The organism is Serratia sp. GW822-FHT06D09 (assembly GCF_058799515.1).
This window is the reverse complement of sequence record NZ_JBXALO010000001.1, coordinates 552,902-572,468: the sequence shown is the minus strand read 5'-3', so window position 1 is coordinate 572,468 and position 19,567 is coordinate 552,902. Positions and strand designations below refer to the sequence as shown.

Below are 19,567 nucleotides of genomic sequence, written 5' to 3'. Positions count from 1 at the left end.
GCCGCATATTTGTACTGGCGTGCAAATTCCTGCGGCCGCACTCCCGGAGCATCAGAGATCGAAAAACACCGTTTCACCTTCGCCCTGGATCACAATATCAAACCGGTAAACCCACTCTTCGCCCCGACGCTCAGGCTGCGCAATCAGCGTTTTACGCCGCACCTCCAGCTCAATCAGATTCAACACCGGATCCTGCTGGTTGGCCGCAGCCTCATCGGCAAAATACAGCCGGGTATGTAATCCAAGATTAATACCGCGTGCGACGATCCACAGGTTGATGTGCGGTGCCATCATTCGCCCGTCACGGCCACAAACGGCGCCCGGTTTGACGGTTTCAAACCGATAGAGCCCGGTGTCGAAGTCGGAACAGCTGCGCCCCCAGCCACGGAACGCGGCATCGAGCGGTTTGTGCTGTTGCAGATCGCTTGGGTGGTTGTAACGGCCATGGGCGTTGGCCTGCCAAATCTCCAGCAGCACGTCGCGGATCGGCGTCCCGCTGCCGTCGAACACCCGGCCCTCCAGAGTGATGCGTTGTCCCTGGGTCTCCGGCTGGGTCAACACGTGGCCGAAGTTGTTTTCGAAAATCTCGAAGCCGGCCGCCAGCGGCGCAAGGCCGATATGCACATAAGGCCCGGCGGTTTGTGACGGCGTTTCCGGCAGATACGGTAGTGGCATCATGCTTTCCCCTGCAGGCGGTTTTCAAACAAGGTGGCGCGGTAGCCGCGCAACACCAGATCGAAACGGTAGGCCAGGCTGTCCAGTTGCACCGAGGCGGTTTTGTCCAATCCGGCGATCAGGGTGCGCACCGCATCGTCATTTTTGATGGCGCGGACGATCGGGCAACTGGCAATCAGCGGATCGCCTTCGAAGTACATCTGGGTAATTAAGCGTTGGGCGAAGGCGTCCCCGGACAGCGAGAAGTGAATATGGGCCGGACGCCAGTCGTTGACCCGGTTGCGCCAGGGATAGGGGCCGGGTTTGATGGTGCGGAAAAAGTAATAGCCGTTATCGTCGGTCAACACCCGTCCACAGCCACCGAAATTGGGATCGATCGGTGCCAGATACTGGTCTTTTTTATGGCGATAACGCCCACCGGCGTTGGCTTGCCACACTTCGACCAGCGCATTGCGCATCGGCAGGCCGTTTTCATCGCGCACGTAGCCGTGCACGATAATCCGTTCGCCAATCGGGAAACCTTGTTTGGCGTAATTGAGGATCAGGTCGTTATCCAGTCGGCCGAGTTCATGCTGGCCGAACACCGGACCGGTGATCTCCGACAGTGAATTTTGCAGCGATATCAGCGCGTTTTTCGGTGAGCGCAACACGCTGGTTTTGTATTCCGGCACCAGCACCGGCGGGTGCAGTTCGTAGTTACGTTGATACAGTTCGTTAATCTGGCTCATGCGGAAATCCTCATGGCGTAGGCAGGGTGCAGAGGGCTGATCTGTTTTATTGTTTTGTCAGCGCGAAGGGGCGTGAATGTCATTCCCCCGTCTGAGTCTCGCAAGCCAGAGTGTTACGATAAAGTGAAATTTAGCGGTTCTTTACTTAACCTAAGGTTATGCATGCGGCGTAAAAAAGGGCGGTAAAACCGCCCTGACGAAATGCACCCTGATTAAAGCTGTTCGCCGTTGCTGGCGATCACGGTGCGGTACCAGTCGAAACTCTTTTTGCGCGAGCGCTCGAGGGTGCCGGTGCCATCATCGTGTTTGTCGACGTAGATAAAGCCGTAACGCTTGCCGTATTCACCGGTGGTGAAGGACACGCAGTCAATGCAGCCCCACGGGGTGTAACCAATCAGGTCCACGCCGTCTTCGATGACCGCTTTTTTCATCTGTTCGATGTGCGCGCGCAGATAGTCGATACGGTAATCATCGTTGATCTGGCCGTCAGCCTCTACCTTGTCGAATGCACCGAAGCCGTTCTCAACGATAAACAGCGGTTTCTGGTAACGCTCGTACAGCACGTTCAGCGAATAACGCAGCCCGACCGGGTCAATTTGCCAGCCCCAGTCGGAGGCTTTGACATGCGGGTTCGGGACGTTACCGGGGAAACTGAACATCTCGTTGTCGCTGCTCACCGCATCGGCCTGCAGGGCGTTGCTCATGTAGTAGCTGAAACCGATGTAGTCCGCGCAACCTTCGCGCAGGGTTTGTTCGTCCTGCGGTTGCATCTCAATCTTGAAGCCTTTGCGCTCCCAGTCACGCAGCAGGTACGACGGATAGTAGCCGCGCACTTGTACGTCGGTGTACAGGTAGCGCGAGTGCATGGCTTCGACGCTGTACATGACGTCGTCCGGTTTGCAGGAGTACGGGTAGAAGGGGACGCAGGCCAGCATGCAGCCAATTTGGAATTCCGGGTTAATCTGGTGACCGAGTTTCACTACCAGGGCGCTGGCAACAAACTGATGGTGCAAGACCTGATACAGCGTCTGCTCCGGGTTCTCTTCCTGGGTATACACCACGCCGGAGCAGCAGTAGCCAAACAGCGGATACTGGTAGTTGCTCTGGTTGTTGATCTCGTTAAAGGTCATCCAGTATTTCACTTTGTGCTGATAACGGCGCAGCACCACTTCGCTGAAGCGTACGAAGAAATCGACCACCTTCCGGTTCTTCCAGCCGCCATATTCCTTCACCAGGTGATAAGGCATTTCAAAATGGGACAGGGTGATCACCGGCTGGATATTGTATTTCAGCAGTTCATCAAACAAATCGTCGTAAAACTGCAGACCGGCTTCGTTTGGCTCATGCTCATCGCCATTCGGGAAGATACGCGTCCAGGCGATAGAGGTGCGGAAGCATTTGAAGCCCATTTCGGCGAATAGCGCCACGTCCTGCTTGTAACGGCCGTAAAAGTCCACCGCTTGGTGATTAGGGTAACGATAGCCTTCCTGCACGCCGTCGGTCATAACGCGATCCACACCGTGAGAGCCGCCCGACAGAACGTCGGCAATGCTTGGGCCTTTGCCGCCCTGATCCCAACCGCCCTCAACCTGGTGCGCCGCCACGGCGCCGCCCCACAGAAAATCTTTCGGTAACTGTTGTTGTTTCATCGTAGGTTTCTCATCGGATTATTATCAGAAAGCACTGAACTGCCGGAATGAGAATATAGTAGCAAGCTGGAATTGAATGTCACGATATAACAAATCACCACTCAGGTGACGTGTCACATTAAAAAAACAGGTTGTTTTATTTTGCGTAATTAATATGCCCTAGCCGCTTGCCGATGGTTTCGATAATGTAAATAACCGGGATCTGGGTGGTGATATTGTGTTGCCCGGCGATCAACTGCGGGGGAACGTGGTAAGAGAGGTTAAAGTCCGCCATGCGTGCCAGCGAGGAGGTTTCGTTGTTGGTGATGCTGATGATTTTGCAGTGGTGCAGGCTGAACTGGCTGGCGAGGCGCAAAATTTCTTCGGTCTCTCCAGACACCGAAAGTATTATTGCGACCGCGCTTTTATACATGTCGCTATTGATGGGATAATAAGGGTCGTCGATATGGGTGCTGAATTTTCCAACGTTGGAAAAGAAACGCGCGCCGTATTTCCCCAATGCTCCGGAGGTGCTGACGCCGACGAAAATAATGCGCTCAGCAGCGGCAATATGCTGCACCGCCTGATCTAACAGTTGATTAAATTCGTCGTTATTAATGCTTTTAAAAAAGCTGATGATTTCGCTGGTGCCAAAATCCATCGGCGGTGCTTCGGTCTGCTCAAGATACAGCTTGAAGCGGATGCGAAATTCGGAGTAGCCGTCGCAGCCCATTTTCTTGCAAAAGCGCAGTACGGTAGTGGTGGATACCCCGGCGGCCTCGGCCAGTTCGCGGATGGTCATATACATCACCGGGTTCTTGTTTTTGGTGATGTAGTTATAAACCAACAATTCCAGCGCATTGAGTTCGGCGATTGCTTTATGGGTAAACATAGACCTAATCCAGCGAGTAACAACAGACCTTAATCAGCGGGCTAACATAGCAAATTTTGCCGTAGCCCGCTCGTGGTTTTCGTTGTTATTCAGGCCCGTTTGGCGTTGTCCAGCAGTTTGTCGTGCGTCGGTTCACTGCCGATCAGGTCACATTCCTTCGGCAAACGCCAGGCGATGATTCCGGCGATGATCAGTGAGACTGCCAGACCGCATACCGCCACGTTCTGGCCATAGAGGTAGATCATCACCCCTACCAGATAAGGCCCGCAGAAGCCGCCCAGGTTGCCGAGGCCGTTAATCACGCCGCGAGCGCCCCCGGCCACTTCCGCCGAGGCGATACGCCCAGGCATGGACCAGAACGGGCTGGTGGCGGCTTTGAGGAAGAAGCCGCACACTACCAACGCAATGTAGGCCGCCACCACGTTATGACGCAGCACCACCGAAGCCAGTAGCGCCGCAGCAAAGCAGAACAATGAAACCATCACCCACAGGCGGCGTTTGCCGGTTTTATCGGTGAGCACTGAAATCAGGTAGATCCCCAACAGCGTCGCGACAAACGGCAAGATTGCCAGGAAGCCGACCGAGGCCATGTTACCGCCGGTCAGGTTTTTTAAAATGGTGGGCAGCCACAGGGTGTAGCCGTAGTCGCCGGTTTGATAGAAAAAGTTCAGCAGCACCAGCTTCATCAAGCCCTTGTTACGGAAGACATCTCTCAGTGGTGCTTTGCTGACCGGTTGCAGTTTGCTGCGTTCTTGCCGTTCGCGCGTTAGTTCGGTTATCAGATAGTCACGCTCACGGGCCGGCAGCCAGCGCGCTTCCTGTGGGCGGTCGCTGATCAGCAGCCACCACACGGCCAATACCACCAGCGACAACAGGCCTTCGATGATAAACAACCAACGCCAGTCGAATGCGTTAATGATGGCGCCAGAGATCGGGGCGGTGAGCATGCCACCCAATGGGGCGAACATCATGACAAAGGCGTTGGCGCGGCCCAGTTCTTTTTCCGGGAACCAGTTGCTGATCATGGTTAACACTACCGGTAACATACCGCCTTCAGAGATGCCCAATACGAAGCGTAATACCAGCAGTTGATAGTGGTTAGTGACAAAGCCGGTCGCGACTGACACCACCGCCCAGGCGCACAGGGACCAGGCAATAAAGCGCTTGCCGCTGCCGTTGACCGCGATGCGTCCGCCGGGAACCTGCAAAAACAGATAACCGATAAAAAAGATGCCACTGGCCAGCCCGGCCATCTGGCTGGTAATGCCCAAATCGCTCTCCATGCCGCCGGGCAGCGCAAAACTGATATTAACCCGGTCCATAAAGGAAATGATGCAGGCGATCAGGATCGGGGCAATAACCCGCAGCCAGCGGGTGTTGGGTATTTTATTATCCATGGCGATCTCTCTTTACAGGGCGCAGGGAGAACCTCTCAATGAAGAGGTTCTGTGATTCGGCGGTAATAAAATCGAAAAGAAAACGCGTCAGTTACTCGATGGCGTGGGGCAGCGGCGCCCGGTTGAAGAAAGCTTCAACGTTGGTAAACACGATATCGCTCATCTTTTGCCGGGTTTCCTGGGTGGCGCTGGCGATATGCGGTTGCAGCACCACGTTTTCCATGGCGATCAGTTCTGCAGGAACCTCGGGTTCGTGGGCATAAACGTCGAGCCCGGCACCGGCGATGGCGCCACTTTGCAGGGCGGTAATCAGGTCGGGTTCATTAACGATGCTGCCGCGAGCAATGTTAATCACCAGGGCATGGGAAGGCAGGGTGTCGAATACCGCCTTGTCCACCAGGCCGACGCTGTCTTTACCGCCGGAAATAGCAATGATAAAGAAGTCGCTTTCCCGCGCTAAAGCCAGCAGATCTGGGAAATAGCGATAGGGCAGCGAACTGTCCTGGGTGCGACTGGCGTATTGGATACGCATATTGAAACCGGCGGCGCGTTGGGCGATGGCGCGGCCGATATTGCCCATGCCGAAAATGCCCAGCCGTTTGCCGCTGACCTGCACCGACAGGCCCGGCGCCTCTTTCAGCCAGCGACCTTCACGCACAAAACGATCGTTGTGGCACAGCTGACGAGCGGTAGCCAGCAACAATCCCAGAGCCATATCCGCCACGTCTTCCGTCAAGGCGCCGGAGGTGATGGTGACGGCAATGCCGTGTTTACGGGTGTAATTCAGATCAATCGCGTCAGTGCCTACGCCGAATACCGCAATCAGCCCGAGGTTGGGTAATTGTTCAAGCACTGGCGTCTCGACCCCAATATCCCCCCGAGTGACGACCGCACGGAAGGCCGCACCTTTTTCGGCCAGAAAAGCGGCCGCATCCTCTTGTTCATATAACCGATGTACCACAAAGGCTGCCTCAAGGCGGGCCAGCAGGTTATCCATTACTGGGGCAATCAACAGCACTTCATTGGATGTAGAGGTCGTCATGGTTTCACCTGTCAATAAATAGCGTTACTTCGTATTGCTATAAAAGCGGTTTTCGGCAGGCGGTTTTGCGACAGATATCACGCTGAAGAGTGTTAAAAAACTGTGTTACCCGTAATGTGATCGACGGAAGGAAAAGGGTTGCTGTCACCGGGGAAGAGCAGCAAAAACTACCGTATTGCGAGCGAAAATCAGGCTGAGTGCGCAGATCCTGGTCATTTAACGGATGGGTAACATGGGTGCGTAACAAGCGGGGGGAGGCAACAAAAAGAAAAGCCGCACCTGAGTGCGGCCGAGCGTTCACGACGAACAAAACAAGGACAAAAATTCCGGTAGACAGGCCCTGAAGCAAACCTCAGAGACAGATCATGATGATAAGCAAAATATTTTCGGGTGTGAAATGCCGAATATGGCTTAGTTAGTCGAATTAATAGATAAATAATCAGCCACTTACTTCCTCTCAGTTTCATGCACGGCACGGGTTTCCACGTTGGTCGCCAGCAGACCGTACGCGGTAGATCCTTCCGTCAACGACGGGTGCGCAATCAATACGTCCTGCTCTAATGCCACTCGAAATTGATGATAAATACCCACTTTTCGTTAAAGCAATTGGCACTACATACCCTTAACATTAGAAAGTCTTTTAATGATTATAATTAGCATGCTGCGAATTATTCACCGCAGTGATATTACGGAGAAATCCGTTTGGTTAAGGATATGTATTCACCATGGAAATAAAAATAAACGGCCGGATGGTCGCGCTGGGCGCCATTTCACCCGAAACGCCGCTACTCTACGTGTTACGCAACGATCTGGGCCTGAATGGCCCCAAATATGGCTGTGGCCTCGGGGAGTGCGGTGCTTGCACGGTACTGATCGACGGCGTTGCCGCCCGTTCCTGCTCGCTGCCGCTGAGCGGTGCCCTCAACAAATCCGTTACCACGCTGGAAGGCCTGAGCGAGGCGGGGCAACTGCACCCGGTTCAACAAGGCTTTATCGATGAGCAGGCCGCGCAGTGCGGTTATTGCACCAACGGTATGATCATGACGCTGGTTGCTCTGTTTGAGCGAAACCCGCAGGCAGATGAACAAGAAATCAAAAATGAGCTGGCTTATAACCTGTGCCGCTGTGGCACCCATATTGAGATCCTGCGTGCTGCCGCCAAAGCCCGTCAGCTGTTGGCGGAAAGGGGGCAAGCATGAGCCGCCTGGAAATAACGCGCCGCCGCCTGTTGCAGGCCGGTGGCCTGGTAATGGTCAGCAGCCTGTTGCCTGTGTCGCTTAATGCCCTGGCAACGACGCCAGTGGTAGGCGGCGATCTGCCGCTCGATCGCGTGGACAGCTTTATCGGCCTGACCGCCGATGGCCGTGTCACCGCATTTAACGGCCATGTGGATCTCGGCACCGGTATTCGCACCGCATTGGCACAGATTGTTGCCGATGAAATCAGCGTACCTTTCGAGCACGTTACGGTGATTTTGGGTGACACCCAGCGCACGCCGGATCAGGGGCCGACCATCGCCAGCGCCACGATTCAGGTGACCGCTATACCGCTGCGCCAGGCAGCCGCACAGGTGCGGCAATTGCTGCTGGCGCTGGCCGCAAAGGCCTTTGCGTTACCGCTGGAACGCCTGCAGGCTGAAAATGGCCGGGTATTTGCGAGGGATAAACCCAACGTCAGTCTGAGCTATGGTGAACTGGCCCGCGGGCAAAATTTACAGGTGGCCCTGGATAAAACCATCAGATTGAAGAGCGTGGCGGAGAGCCGTTACGTGGGCAAGGCGGTGCCGCGGGTGGATATCCCGGCCAAGGTGACCGGCCAACTGACCTATGTGCATGACCTTCGCCTGCCGGGCATGCTGCATGGCAGAGTGGTGCGCCCGCCTTATATCGGCGCCGACAGCAGCGCCCCGTTGGGCAGCGGCCTGTTGTCGGTTGACCATGACTCCATTGCCCATTTGCCTGGCATCGTAAAACTGGTGGTGATTAACGATTTCATCGGTATCGTCGCCGAACGCGAAGAGCAGGCGATTGCCGCCATGCGGCAACTGAAAACCGTCTGGCGTCCCTGGTCCGGTTTACCCGATCTTTCGCTTACAGGATTGCATAAGGCCCTGGTGGAAAACCCCAAAACCGATCGCGTGCTGCGTGATGATGCCGGGGTCGATGCCGCTTTGGCCTCGTTGCATACCGAGGTCAATGCTGATTACGTCTGGCCTTACCATCAACACGCGTCGATCGGCCCGTCCTGTGCGGTGGCCGACGTCGGTCGCGATCGCGCAGAAATCTGGTCTGGCACGCAAAATCCTCACGATTTGCGTAAGGACATCGCTCATTTGCTCGATTGGCGGCCAGAGCAGGTCCATATCAATCGCATGGAAGCCTCCGGCTGCTACGGTCGCAACTGTGCCGATGACGTCTCCGCTGACGCTGCGCTGTTATCGCAGGCCACCGGCAAGCCGGTCAGGGTGCAGTTGATGCGTGAACAAGAGGCGGGTTGGGAGCCCAAGGGCACCGGGCAACTGATGCGAGTCCGCGGCGGGTTGGATGAGCACAATCAGGTGGCGGCTTACGAACTGAAAACCAGCTACCCTTCAAACAATGCTGTGACGTTGTCACTGGTACTGGCCGGTAAAGTGCCCAATCGGGCAGACGTGCAGCAGATGGGGGACAGAACCGCCATTCCCCAATATGAATATCCCAATATGCGGGTAGTGTGCCAGGACGCGGCGCCGATTGTGCGGGCTTCGTGGATGCGTGGGGTCTCGGCGTTACCCAACGTGTTCGCCCACGAATCCTGGATTGATGAACTGGCGTGGCGAGCCGGGCAGGATCCGATCGCGTTCCGCCTGCAATATCTGAAAGATCCGCGTGCCGTGGCGCTGATTCAAGCGTTGAAAAAGCAGGCCAATTGGCAGGATGGCCCGGCCTACCGCAGCCCGGTGTCCGGCGATCCTGAATGGGTGACGGGACGCGGCTTTGCCTATGCGCGTTATTTCCACAGTAAATTCCCTGGGTTTGGTGCCGCCTGGGCGGCCTGGGTGTGCGATCTCAGCGTTAATCGCCACAGCGGTCAGATCAAGCTGGATAAAATCTTCGTTGCCCATGACTGCGGCCGCATCATCAACCCGGCAGGGGTTCGTCACCAGGTGCACGGCAATATCATTCAGTCCGCCAGCCGGGTGCTGAAAGAGTTCGTCACCTTTGACTCTGCGTCCGTGACGTCGCTGGATTGGGGCGGTTATCCGATCCTGCGGTTTGACGAGTTACCGCAGGTTGATATCCAACTGCTGGACTATCCGGATGAACCCTCTATGGGGGCAGGAGAATCCGCCTCGGTGCCGAGCGCAGCGGCAATCGCCAATGCGTTGTTCGACGCGCTGGGCGTGCGTCTGCGAGAGGTACCTTTTACCCCTGAGCGAGTGGTAAAGGCGTTAAAACAGCAGGCTTCCGGCAGCGCAGAAAGGGATAAGTCACTATGAGCAGCATAAAGAAAATCGCCGGCTGGGGCTGTCTGACGGTCGTTGCCGCCGTGGTCATTGGGGCGATAGCCAGCTGGCAATCAGAAATAGCGCCGCTGGAGGAAAAGGATCATCACGTTTTTAGTCAGCAACAGATCGCCCAAGGGAAAGTGCTGGCCGATCTCGGCGACTGCGCGGTGTGCCATACCCGGCCCGGCGGCGAGCGCAATACCGGCGGATTGGCGATGGAGATTCCGTTCGGTACCATTTACAGCACCAATATCACTCCGGATAACGACACCGGCATTGGGAAATGGTCGTATGCCGCCTTTGAACGAGCGATGCGTCATGGGGTTGATCGCGAAGGGCACTATCTCTACCCGGCCTTTCCCTACACGGCGTTTACCCGCACCAGCGATGAAGATCTGCAGGCCTTGTACGCCTACCTGATGTCGCAACCGGCCGTGAAATATCAGCCGCCGGCCACCGAGTTGAGTTTTCCGTTTAACATTCGCCAGGGCATCGTCACCTGGAACTGGCTGTTCCTCAAGCCTGGCGCCATGAAGGCCGATCCGACACAAAGCGCCGAATGGAATCGCGGAGCCTATCTGACCGAAGGCCTTGGCCACTGTAGCGCCTGCCACTCGCCGCGCAACCTGATGTTTGGCGAGAAAGGCGGCGCCGAGCACCTGAGCGGCGGCGTGGCGGAAGACTGGACTGCTCCGTCGCTAACCGGCAGCTCTTTGGCACCGCTGGAGTGGACACAAGATGATTTGCTCAGCTTTATGCGCACCGGGTATTCGGCAAATCACGGCGTGGCAGCCGGGCCGATGGCGCCGGTGATCGAAGAGGGGCTTTCGCGGTTGCCGGAGCAAGACTTGCAGGCCATAGCCACCTATCTGCGCACTTATCATCCGAGCGAGTCTAAGGTGACGGAAGCCAAACGTTTGAATGAATGGGCCGAGTCGCGGACCGAGCCGTTAACCACGGAAGGTGCACGTATTTTCTCCGGTGCCTGTATGGCATGCCATGCTCAGGAAAAGGGGGCTCAGCTGATCGGCGTTCGACCTTCACTGGCGCTGAACACCAACCTGTATACCGATAAGCCGGACAATGCCATTCGGGTGGTGCTGGACGGCATTCAACGGCCGGCCAATAGCAACCTGGGCTATATGCCGGCATTTCGCCATAACCTGAACGACAGGCAGATCGCCGAATTGCTTAACTATCTGCGGCAAAACTATGCGGGGAAAGCGCCGTGGCCCGAGCTGCAAGCGCAGGTCAGTCACTTACGCGATCAAACGGCGGAAAAATAGAGCCATTAGCTTGAGAACCGGGGCCACCAAGGCCCCGTTATCGTCAATAACGCACAGCTCATTCCAGTAACTGAAACGGATGCTCTGCTTCAGTCGGTCATTCCACACGTAGCGTGCCATCGTTAACCCCTCCCGTGTCTGGTTAAATAAATAACAGCTCTTGCCGGCCAGGGCGAATACGTTAATTCGCTGAGCTTTTGATATTTTTGGGATAGGCGTTTCGCTTATCATTCGGCAACGAACGGTTTTAAAAATCGCGCTCAGGGTTGTTGATCACCGACCACGCGCACGGGTTTGCTCGCCCGCACCAGTCGCCAGCCAAAGTTCATGCCCGCTGCTGCAAGCAAGATGGCGGCGGCGCCCGACAGCTGCATCAGGCTAAGGCGGTGTCCGAATACCGCCCAGTCGACGATAATCGCCACCAGGGGATAGATGAAAGACAACGCGCCTATCAGGGCAGTGGGGATTTTCTGGATGGCACTGTACAGCAGGGAAGACATCAGCCCGGTGTGCACCAGACCCAGGGTCGCCAGCAGCAACCAGCCGTTAGCCGTCGACGGCAGTTGGGCCCAGCCGGCGAACGGTGCCAGCAGTACGACGCCCAGAGTGAGCTGAATCAGCACGATCAGGTGCGGCGGCACCCCTTTCAAACGCTTGACGATCGCCGCCGCTACCGCATACATAAAGGCAGCGCCCAGCGCCAGCAACACGCCAGTGAAGTAATCGGCACTGGTATCGCCGCCATCTTGTTTACCGCTAATGATCAGCAACATGCCGACGAAGGCCAGTACCAGCCAGCCAAACTTGGCCGCCGTCATTTTTTCGCCGAAAAACAGCACCCCGAGCCCAACCAGCATAAAGGGCTGGACGTGGTAGGTGACGGTCGCCACCGCAATAGAGGCATGGCTGTAAGCGCCGAACAACATTACCCAGTTCAGCACCAGGGCGACGCCGCCCAGCACCGCAATGGCAGCCTGACGTCGGGTTAACATGTCTTTTTTAAGCAGGCCAAGCAGGGCGCAGGCGATCAGCATCGCTAGCGCGCCAAACGCGCAGCGCCAGAAAACCACCGTAGCGGGCGGCTGCCCCAGCAGCATTACCGGCCAGCCCACGGTTCCGGAAATGACCATGGCGAGGGTCATCTGTAATACGCCGCCGGTTCTTATCTTCATTTCCCTTCTCCCTGCTAGTGCGCTTGCCGCCGTTGGCGGTTATCATTAAAATGAACAACTGAACATTATGATGAACACTCGATAACTGTTCGTCAAGACGAACAAATGAACGATATGGTGAACAATGAGCGACTTTGTCAGCAATAACGCTACGCCCATCGGCCTGCTTTCGGCCGCCATTCGCCGTGAACGCGAACGATTGGGTCTCTCGGTTACCGAATTGGCTCGCCGAGCCGGGATTGCAAAATCGACGCTTTCGCAGCTGGAAACCGGCAGCGGCAACCCCAGCCTGGAAACCTTGTGGGCGTTGGCGATGGCGTTGGATGTGCCGGTCAGCCGGTTGATCTCTCAGCCACGCCAGCACGTACAGGTGATCCGTGCCCATGAAGGGGTGACCACGGTTTCCGAACAGGCCAACTACGCCGCCACCCTGTTGGCAACCTGCCCGCCAGGGGCACAGCGCGATATTTACCGTCTACAGGTTCAACCGGGCGAAGCCCGCATTTCGCGGCCGCATATGCCGGGCACCATTGAGCATGTGATTATCAGCAGTGGCAGGGCGTTAGTCGGGCCGACGGACCAACCGGTAGAATTGAACGCAGGGGATTACATCAGTTATTCCGCCGACCGCGAGCATATTTTTGACGCTTTGGAGAGCGATACTACGGCTGTCATGTTGATAGAGCAGGGTTAGGTCGGACACACCCGGCCGAATCGGTATTTTATTGAAAACGATTCTCAGTTGTATTAGTGTGCCGCTCTTGCGTCAGTGGTCAGCACCTTATCAATGTCACTGTTATCGTTTAAAAAACTTCAAGGAACGAAGATGAAAATTGTCATCCCTTCTCTCGTGTTGGCCGCTGGACTTGCGGCGACGCACCCGGCAACGCTGTTGGCCGTGGAAGCGCCGTCGGTCGCCACCAAGGATGCCGCCGTTAGCAATGATTTCAGCTTTGTGCGTTACCGCGCGGATTATCAAGTCCATGCCAATGCCAGCAACACCAAGACCGAGAGCTATGAGGTGCTGCTCAAAACCAAGGCGGCAGTCGAGAAGTTCAGCCAAATCCGCCTGAGCTACAGCGAAAAAATGGAAACGCTGAAGGTGGTTTCGGCCTATACGCTGACGGCCGATGGACAGCGCCATGATGTCGCGCCCGATCGCATTTATACCCAGGAAAGCTACTCCAGCGCCTCTGCGCCACTGTATGCCGATCGCAAGGTAAAGGTGATTGTCTTCTCCAACCTGGCGCCGGGTTCTCGCGTGGTGTATCAGGTGTTGCGCACGCAAAATACCCCGTACTTCCCGGACTACTTCGGCCTGTGGGAGACCTTCAGCGTCTTCGACCAGTTTGATGACGCCGAGGTCAATTTGCAGGCACCGGCCAATGTGCCGATGCATGTCTTTACCCGAGGAGTAGAGGGCGCAGATAAGCCGCAGATCCGCGACGGTCAGGCCCACTGGCGCTGGCATTACCGGCGCAGTGAACCGCTGAAAGCGCAAAACTGGTCGGCGAACAGCTGGACATTCAGCCCAACCATCATGGCCAGTACCTACCGCGAATGGCCACAGCTGGCCAAAGCCTATCAACAGAAAGCCAATCAGGCGGCCAAAGTGACCCCGGCGATCCAGGCGTTGGCGGATAAAATTACCGACGGCATCAGCGACCGTCGTGAGCAGACGGCGGCGATTTATCGCTGGGTGGCGCAGAATATTCGTTATGTGGCGGTCTATTTGGGCAACGGCGGGCTGGAGCCGAATTCGGCGCAGAGCATCCTGGATAACCACTATGGCGATTGCAAGGATCATGTGGTGATGCTCGAGGCGTTGCTGGCCGCCAAGGGCATCGTCAGTTCACCGGTGCTGATCGGCATGGACCAAGGGCCGATATTGCCGAAGGTGCCGCTGCTGGGGCGCTTTAACCACGCGATTACCTACGTGCCGGAGTTCAATCTGTATCTGGATTCTACCAGCCCCTGGGCGCGCTTTGGCCAACTGCCGGGGGCTGACCTTGGGGCTCCGGTCCTGCTGACGCGCGAAGCCAAATTGGCGCGTACCCCTGACAATGACGAACAGCGCAACAATACGTCGCTCAGCGTGGACTTCTACTTCGATAAAGCAGGCAATATGCGTGGCCAAACTGAACGCAAGCTGGGTGAGGTGGATGAGATCGACCTGAGAGGCTATTTCTCGCAAATCAATCAGCAGAACCGGACGCGAGTCGAAGAGAACATCATGGCGTCCTCAGGCATTGATGGCCGTGGGGTTATCGCGATGCACGGCGATGCGTTCGATCTCAAAAAGCCGTTTGCCTACAGTTATAAATTCAAAGCCGAGGATTATGTCGATTTCAGCGTGGTGGGCGGTATGGCCGTACCGACGCCGCCCGGCGGCAAGTCTTTCCGTACGCTTTACTCGACGACGTCCGCCCCGACTAACGAAACGCCGTTCTTCTGCACCGCGCAGCAGTACGACGAGACCTATCGCCTGCACCTGCCCGCCAACGTGCCGATTATCGCCATCCCCAAGAACCAGCAGTTCAGCAATGCGGCCGGAAAATACCAGGTTGAATGGCAGCTCGAAGGGCAACAGGTGGTGGTCAATCATCGGCTACAGCTGAATGCCGTTCGCGGTAAGGACGCGCTCTGTCAGGCACAGGATTATCCTGCCTTCCGCGCATTGTTCCAGCAGGTTCGGCGTGGCTTCCGTGGCCAGGTAGTGTATGGCGAGCTGGCGAACGCCGGGGTTAATTCTGCTGTGGCCGCCAAATAGAAACAAAAAAACCGGGTGCACTTCTCATCAAGGCACCCGGTTTTTTATCGCTACTGCATTGACTATTACGGGGCCAGCGCGTCCGCGCTAAGGGTAACGCGCAGCGTGCCGGTAAAATGGCCGGCGGCCTTGCTTAGCTTGGCGAACGGCAATACGTCCAGCGTGAGCGGTGCCGGGGTGCAGACCACCGGGAAAGGGATGCCGGGTAACACCACCGGGCGGATCAGCGCGGTATTGACGCCGGTGAGGGTAATCGCCTGACCGTTATTCACCTTTTGCGGCTGATTGTTATAGTTGAGGGTGACGCGGTAATCGATGCGATCGGCGGCGGCGGTGGCGCTGCTGCCGTCGCGGCTGACCGAGAACACATCCGCCGCGCGGCCGGCGACGTTTTGCTGATCGGCCAGCGTGACCTTTAGCCAGGGGCTGTTGCTGTTGTAACCGTCGTACAGGCACATATCGATAGTGGACTGGCCGGAGACCTCGCCGCCAGGGGCGGTGGAAAGCGGCTGGGTGCGCAGGTTGAGGTCCACCCGCGGCGTGGCGCTGCCAAAGGCCGGCAGGTAAATCGCGCCGTTGTTTTTATCGGTGACGTTCAGGGTGATATCGGCGGAGAAGGTGGCGACCTTGATAGAAGGGTTCCACTGCATTTCGTTTAGCATCAGCTTGGCTTTCCAGACACCGCCGGTGGGAAGTTTGGCGAGTTCGGATTGGGGGAGCCATAGTGTAAGGGCAGCCTCTTTAGTAGTTATACCATCGCAGGTTATGCCGGCCGCTGAATAAAAGGCCAGTAAAGTTTCCCACTCACCACAGCGACTGACAGGGATATATCGGCGTTCATTGTACCCTAAAAGTTGGATATCGGCCGAAAGTTGACTGCGCACTTCGGTAAAACGCAGCTTGAGTGAAGAAGGTACGGAGCCAAACCAAACGGGAACCATCGGGCAAGCGCCGGTAGCTGTCTCTATGCTGGACTGGCACACCCAGCTATTGCGGCCCCAGAGATACCAATCATCCGTATCATGGCCCCCTAGCGCCCGCTTCCATATATAGCTGTCCGCCGGTGGTGCGCTTTTGTCATAGCTCAGGTTTATCACCTGGTGGTTATCCGCCGGTGGCACGCGGTCTGCCCGTGCCGGGTAGCTTACCGCCGCCATCAGCAGCGGAAGCAGGCCGTGCGCGATGATTTTTTTTACCCTTTGGTTCAGCATTGCCTTCATTGTGTTTTTCCGTCCTGTGGTTAGCGTTTGGCAGTGGCCAGCAGTTTCATCACCCGTGGCGTCATCAGCAGCGACTGCGGCAACCCCTCGGCACCGGCGGCGGAGCAGCGCGTGGCACCGACGATTTGCAAAATATCCCGCACCGTCTTGACCCGCAGCGAGCAGCGCATCAGCTGCCCATCGCTTATCAGCCACAGTGCTGGCACCTTCTGGTTGGCCTGCAGGGTAAAACCGCCGTCGGCCCCCAATGCGGGCAGCGCCTGATTGAGCACCTGTGCATTGGCCAGCGGCAGGCCGGTCGGCCCCAGCGCCTGGCCGATATACACCCAGGTGATATTGGCGCTGACCTCGCGCACCAGTAGCCGGCCCGGCGGCAGGAAGTAACGGCTTTCACCCGCGCCACCGTTCACGTTAGCCACCCCGCCGCCGGAGGTGCCGGTAATGTCGCGCACCGCCACGCTGGAAAGCTGGTAGCCCTCCAGCGGCAGCAGGGTGCTTTGGCCAAAACCCAGCGTCAGCGGGCGGCCGCTGCCGCCGTTTACCTGCGCGGCGGCACCATCCTGGTCCGCTGGGGCCACCCGTATCGCTAGCCCAGCGGAAGGTTCACCGCCGCCGTTGCCGCCCCAGAACAGGCCGTCGGCGGACACCGCCATCGCCGAGGAGTACCCCCCGGTGAGTGCGCTGCGGTTACCGCCACTGCGGCGGCGGCTGTCGCTCAGGGTGCCGCTCAGGTCGCCATAGCGCCCGTTGGTACGGCCACCGACGCTGCCGCTGTAGCTTTCGTCGTTGTAACCGGAGAAGTTCATCGCCAGCTCGCGGTAGCCGTCCTGCTGCCACATGCGGGTATGGTTGAGGTTGTAGCTGGTCTGCGCTTGCCCGCCGCCGTTGCGCCAGTCCACCCCGGCGCTGCTGTAGCTGTCGCTGCCGCCGGCCTGTGCCGAGCTGTCGGCCCGCGACAGGGTAAAACCGAGGTACAGGCCGTTATCGGTGGTCTGGCCGTTGCGGTTGCGAAAGGCCCCCAGCCGGGTGCTGACGGTGGTGCCGCCCCAGTTGAAGGCGCGGGACAGCCCCAGTTGCCAGGCGCGGTTGCGCTGGTCGGCGCTGCGCAGGGTTTGCGCGGGCACCAGGCCGTCTGCCGAGACCGGGCGTTGGTAGCTGCGCCCGTTGTTTTGCGTGTCGCTGTAGCCCAGCGTGGCGCTCCAGCCGGCGAACGGCACCGAGAATGACCCGTTGAGCGAGGTGTAGCAACCCATGTCGTTGCTGCGGCCGCTATCCGTCTGGCCACACTGCGCACCACCGATACGGTAGCGGTACAGGCTGGCGGAAAAACCGTCGACAAAGCTCAGTTGCTGGCTGTCGCCGCGCACGCCATTGTTGCCGGCCAGCCCGCTGGCGGCCATCGTCAACACGCCGAAGCTGAAGGCGTGTTGCGCGTCGAGCCGGGTTTCGTTGTAGGTGGTGCCCTGGGTTTTCGCCACGCCGCTGGTCAGTTGCAGGTTGCGCCACAGCGCCAGCTGCACCCCGGCGGCCCCGGTACTTTGTGAGGTGGATTGCTGCGGTGCGGCACTTTCCGCGGCGGCTTTCCCGCCCTGAAAAAACCACTGCCAGCGGTCGCTGAAGGCGCTGCCGCCCTTGCTGAACGGCTGGTTTTCGCTGCGTTGCAGCACGCCGTCCTCATACACCCGCAGCTCCAGCGGGTAGCTGCCGGGCGGAAAGCTGTCGCTGTTCAGAGGGTGCATGCCCGGCGCAAAATACTGGCTGCCCAGCAACTGGCTGCCGCGGTAGATATCGACCCGGGCATTGCGGTTAACCTGGACCATCACCGGGGTGGCGTCACGGCTGATGCTCTGGTTAACGTAGGCGTCGGTGGTGCCGAGTCGCAGGCCGTCAAAGCGGGTCAACGGCAGCAGGGTAAAGCCGAAGTTACCGCCCAACGGGCTGGAAAGGTTGCGCTGGTCCATGCGGCCTGCCTGCAGGTAGTAGCGGTTGCCCATGTCCTGACGCGCATAGAGATTGTCGAACCACAAACGGCTGGCGCTGGCGTCGCGCACCCGGTTCCAGGTGTAGGCCCAGTTGCCGCCCAGAAAGCGGCGTTCGCCCAGCCCCAGCGCACCGGTGCCGTTCAGCGCCAGATTCTGGCTGTCCTTGTCGCCGCTGTAGTTGGCGGTCTGACGGTGAATAAAGGCGTTTTTTGCCGCCAGCGTCGGGGTCAGCCAGCGTTGGTCCTGTTTCAGGCTGGCCAGCCAGGTGGGTTTCATAAACAACAGCACCGCGCCCTCGCTTTCATCCAGAATGGCCGCCACGCTGTCGGTGGCGACATAGCCGCAGCCCGGCGTCGCGCTGCCGTTGCAGGCCAGGTTGCCATGGCGTGCCAGCGGTTGGCTCAGGGCCTGCAGTGCCTGTTTTTGTTGTTGTTCAGATAACGTTTGCAGGCCAGCGGCCGCCAGCACCGTTTCCGGCTCTTCAAAGGTGAGGGTATCGGGTTTGACTTCGACGACAAACAGCCCGAGCGAACGGCCCGGTAACCGGACCTCCAGCCGCTCCGTCTGCCCCAGCAGCAGGGATTCGAAGCCTGGCGGTACCTGCGACGCGGCCGTCGCCTGACAGGCCCACAGCAGGGCCAGATACAGAGGGTGATAGCGATAGCGGGTATTCATGGCGCTCATTCCCTTGGTCGAACCAGGGTCATCCAGACCCGGGAAAAGGGCGCACCGAGTGCGCCCTGTCGGTGGGGCGTTGTTATGGTGTTACAGGGACGGTAGAGGTATTGAGTATCAGGCTGACCACGCCCTGGTAGCTGCCGGACTCGGAGATGATGCCGGTGGTGGTCTGCGCAATCACCAGATCGAAGGGCGCTGAGCCGCCATCAATACGCCCCTTGGGGAACAGGTCAGCGGGCTTGAGCGTGGAGTCGGCGGTCACCGCAGTGGTCAGGGTCTTGCCGTTGTAGCTGACGCTTAACGGAATGGTCGTCGCGCTCGGTTTGGTGTTGGACGCCAGCACCGGGGCGGTCAACAGGCGCATTTCCACCTGGCTGGTCGTGTCATTGGTAAAGATTTTGGTGCTGAGGGTCTTTTTTTGCAGCCCGACGCCGGGTATGTAGGTCATCTTAAGGCTGGATGGCAGCGCAGTACCGTCCGCCTGCAGCAGTTCGACCGTCGGGTCGATATCGGCGGTGATGGTGATGTCTTTCTGTACCGCCATGGCAGACAGGGAGAACAGGGCGGCCAGGGCGACAGGGGTAAAGGTATATAACTTTTTCATACAACA

At 57.8% G+C, this 19,567-nt stretch carries 15 protein-coding genes; 5 read left to right on the top strand and 10 right to left on the bottom strand.

All coding sequences use genetic code 11. The features are described 5' to 3' along the window. Positions 1-51: 51 nt before the first annotated feature. From pcaG to AC1RKG_RS02590, 6 genes are all read right to left on the bottom strand, one after another. A complete protein-coding gene (pcaG, locus tag AC1RKG_RS02615; protein ID WP_142816406.1) occupies positions 52-675 on the bottom strand; it encodes a protocatechuate 3,4-dioxygenase subunit alpha in 624 nt (207 codons plus the stop codon). Next, positions 675-1,403: a protocatechuate 3,4-dioxygenase subunit beta gene (pcaH, locus tag AC1RKG_RS02610; RefSeq protein ID WP_493181937.1), complete on the bottom strand. Its 729-nt coding sequence runs from the start codon at positions 1,401-1,403 to the stop codon at positions 675-677. The genes pcaG and pcaH overlap by 1 nt, the downstream gene beginning before the upstream one ends. 212 nt (positions 1,404-1,615) lie before the next feature. Beyond that, positions 1,616-3,052, bottom strand: a complete 1,437-nt coding sequence (locus tag AC1RKG_RS02605) for a 6-phospho-beta-glucosidase (RefSeq protein ID WP_187961322.1) — start codon at positions 3,050-3,052, stop codon at positions 1,616-1,618. A gap of 136 nt (positions 3,053-3,188) precedes the next feature. Further along, positions 3,189-3,923 carry a MurR/RpiR family transcriptional regulator gene (locus AC1RKG_RS02600; RefSeq protein WP_020826964.1) on the bottom strand — a complete coding sequence of 245 codons (735 nt, stop codon included), beginning with the start codon at positions 3,921-3,923 and terminating at the stop codon, positions 3,189-3,191. A gap of 89 nt (positions 3,924-4,012) precedes the next feature. Continuing rightward, positions 4,013-5,320, bottom strand: coding sequence for an MFS transporter (locus AC1RKG_RS02595; RefSeq protein WP_128865250.1), 1,308 nt, complete (start codon positions 5,318-5,320; stop codon positions 4,013-4,015). Positions 5,321-5,411: 91 nt separating this feature from the next. Continuing rightward, positions 5,412-6,362: a 2-hydroxyacid dehydrogenase gene (locus AC1RKG_RS02590; protein WP_493181936.1), complete on the bottom strand. Its 951-nt coding sequence runs from the start codon at positions 6,360-6,362 to the stop codon at positions 5,412-5,414. 725 nt (positions 6,363-7,087) lie between these two features. Between AC1RKG_RS02590 and AC1RKG_RS02585 the strand changes: the two genes are divergently transcribed. From AC1RKG_RS02585 to AC1RKG_RS02575, 3 genes are read left to right on the top strand one after another with little or no spacing between them, the layout of a single operon-like run. Then, complete coding sequence (locus AC1RKG_RS02585) at positions 7,088-7,561, top strand: (2Fe-2S)-binding protein (protein WP_046373499.1); 474 nt, start codon at positions 7,088-7,090, stop codon at positions 7,559-7,561. Further along, on the top strand, positions 7,558-9,840 hold the full coding sequence (locus tag AC1RKG_RS02580) for a xanthine dehydrogenase family protein molybdopterin-binding subunit (protein ID WP_128865253.1): 2,283 nt from the start codon (positions 7,558-7,560) through the stop codon (positions 9,838-9,840). Before AC1RKG_RS02585 ends, AC1RKG_RS02580 begins: the two co-directional genes overlap by 4 nt. Continuing rightward, positions 9,837-11,135, top strand: a complete 1,299-nt coding sequence (locus tag AC1RKG_RS02575) for a c-type cytochrome (RefSeq protein WP_493181935.1) — start codon at positions 9,837-9,839, stop codon at positions 11,133-11,135. Before AC1RKG_RS02580 ends, AC1RKG_RS02575 begins: the two co-directional genes overlap by 4 nt. A gap of 260 nt (positions 11,136-11,395) precedes the next feature. Here the strand turns inward: AC1RKG_RS02575 and AC1RKG_RS02570 are convergent, their stop codons facing one another. Further along, entirely contained in the window at positions 11,396-12,307 is a 912-nt protein-coding gene (locus AC1RKG_RS02570; RefSeq protein WP_493181934.1) for a DMT family transporter, read from the bottom strand. Between the two features lie 124 nt (positions 12,308-12,431). On the opposite strand from AC1RKG_RS02570, the gene AC1RKG_RS02565 reads away from it, so the two are divergent. Both AC1RKG_RS02565 and AC1RKG_RS02560 read left to right on the top strand, forming a co-directional pair. Beyond that, on the top strand, positions 12,432-13,001 hold the full coding sequence (locus AC1RKG_RS02565; protein WP_122079395.1) for a helix-turn-helix domain-containing protein: 570 nt from the start codon (positions 12,432-12,434) through the stop codon (positions 12,999-13,001). Between the two features lie 132 nt (positions 13,002-13,133). Continuing rightward, a complete protein-coding gene (locus AC1RKG_RS02560; protein WP_493181933.1) occupies positions 13,134-15,077 on the top strand; it encodes a DUF3857 domain-containing protein in 1,944 nt (647 codons plus the stop codon). 65 nt (positions 15,078-15,142) lie between these two features. Here the strand turns inward: AC1RKG_RS02560 and AC1RKG_RS02555 are convergent, their stop codons facing one another. The 3 genes from AC1RKG_RS02555 to AC1RKG_RS02545 all read right to left on the bottom strand — a co-directional run bounded on the left by AC1RKG_RS02555 (position 15,143) and on the right by AC1RKG_RS02545 (position 19,561). Then, positions 15,143-16,297, bottom strand: coding sequence for a CblD like pilus biogenesis initiator family protein (locus AC1RKG_RS02555; RefSeq protein WP_493181932.1), 1,155 nt, complete (start codon positions 16,295-16,297; stop codon positions 15,143-15,145). Between the two features lie 20 nt (positions 16,298-16,317). Continuing rightward, positions 16,318-18,954, bottom strand: coding sequence for a TcfC E-set like domain-containing protein (locus AC1RKG_RS02550; protein ID WP_493181930.1), 2,637 nt, complete (start codon positions 18,952-18,954; stop codon positions 16,318-16,320). An 82-nt stretch (positions 18,955-19,036) separates the two neighbouring features. Then, a complete protein-coding gene (locus AC1RKG_RS02545) occupies positions 19,037-19,561 on the bottom strand; it encodes a CS1 type fimbrial major subunit (RefSeq protein WP_493181929.1) in 525 nt (174 codons plus the stop codon). Positions 19,562-19,567: the final 6 nt, after the last annotated feature.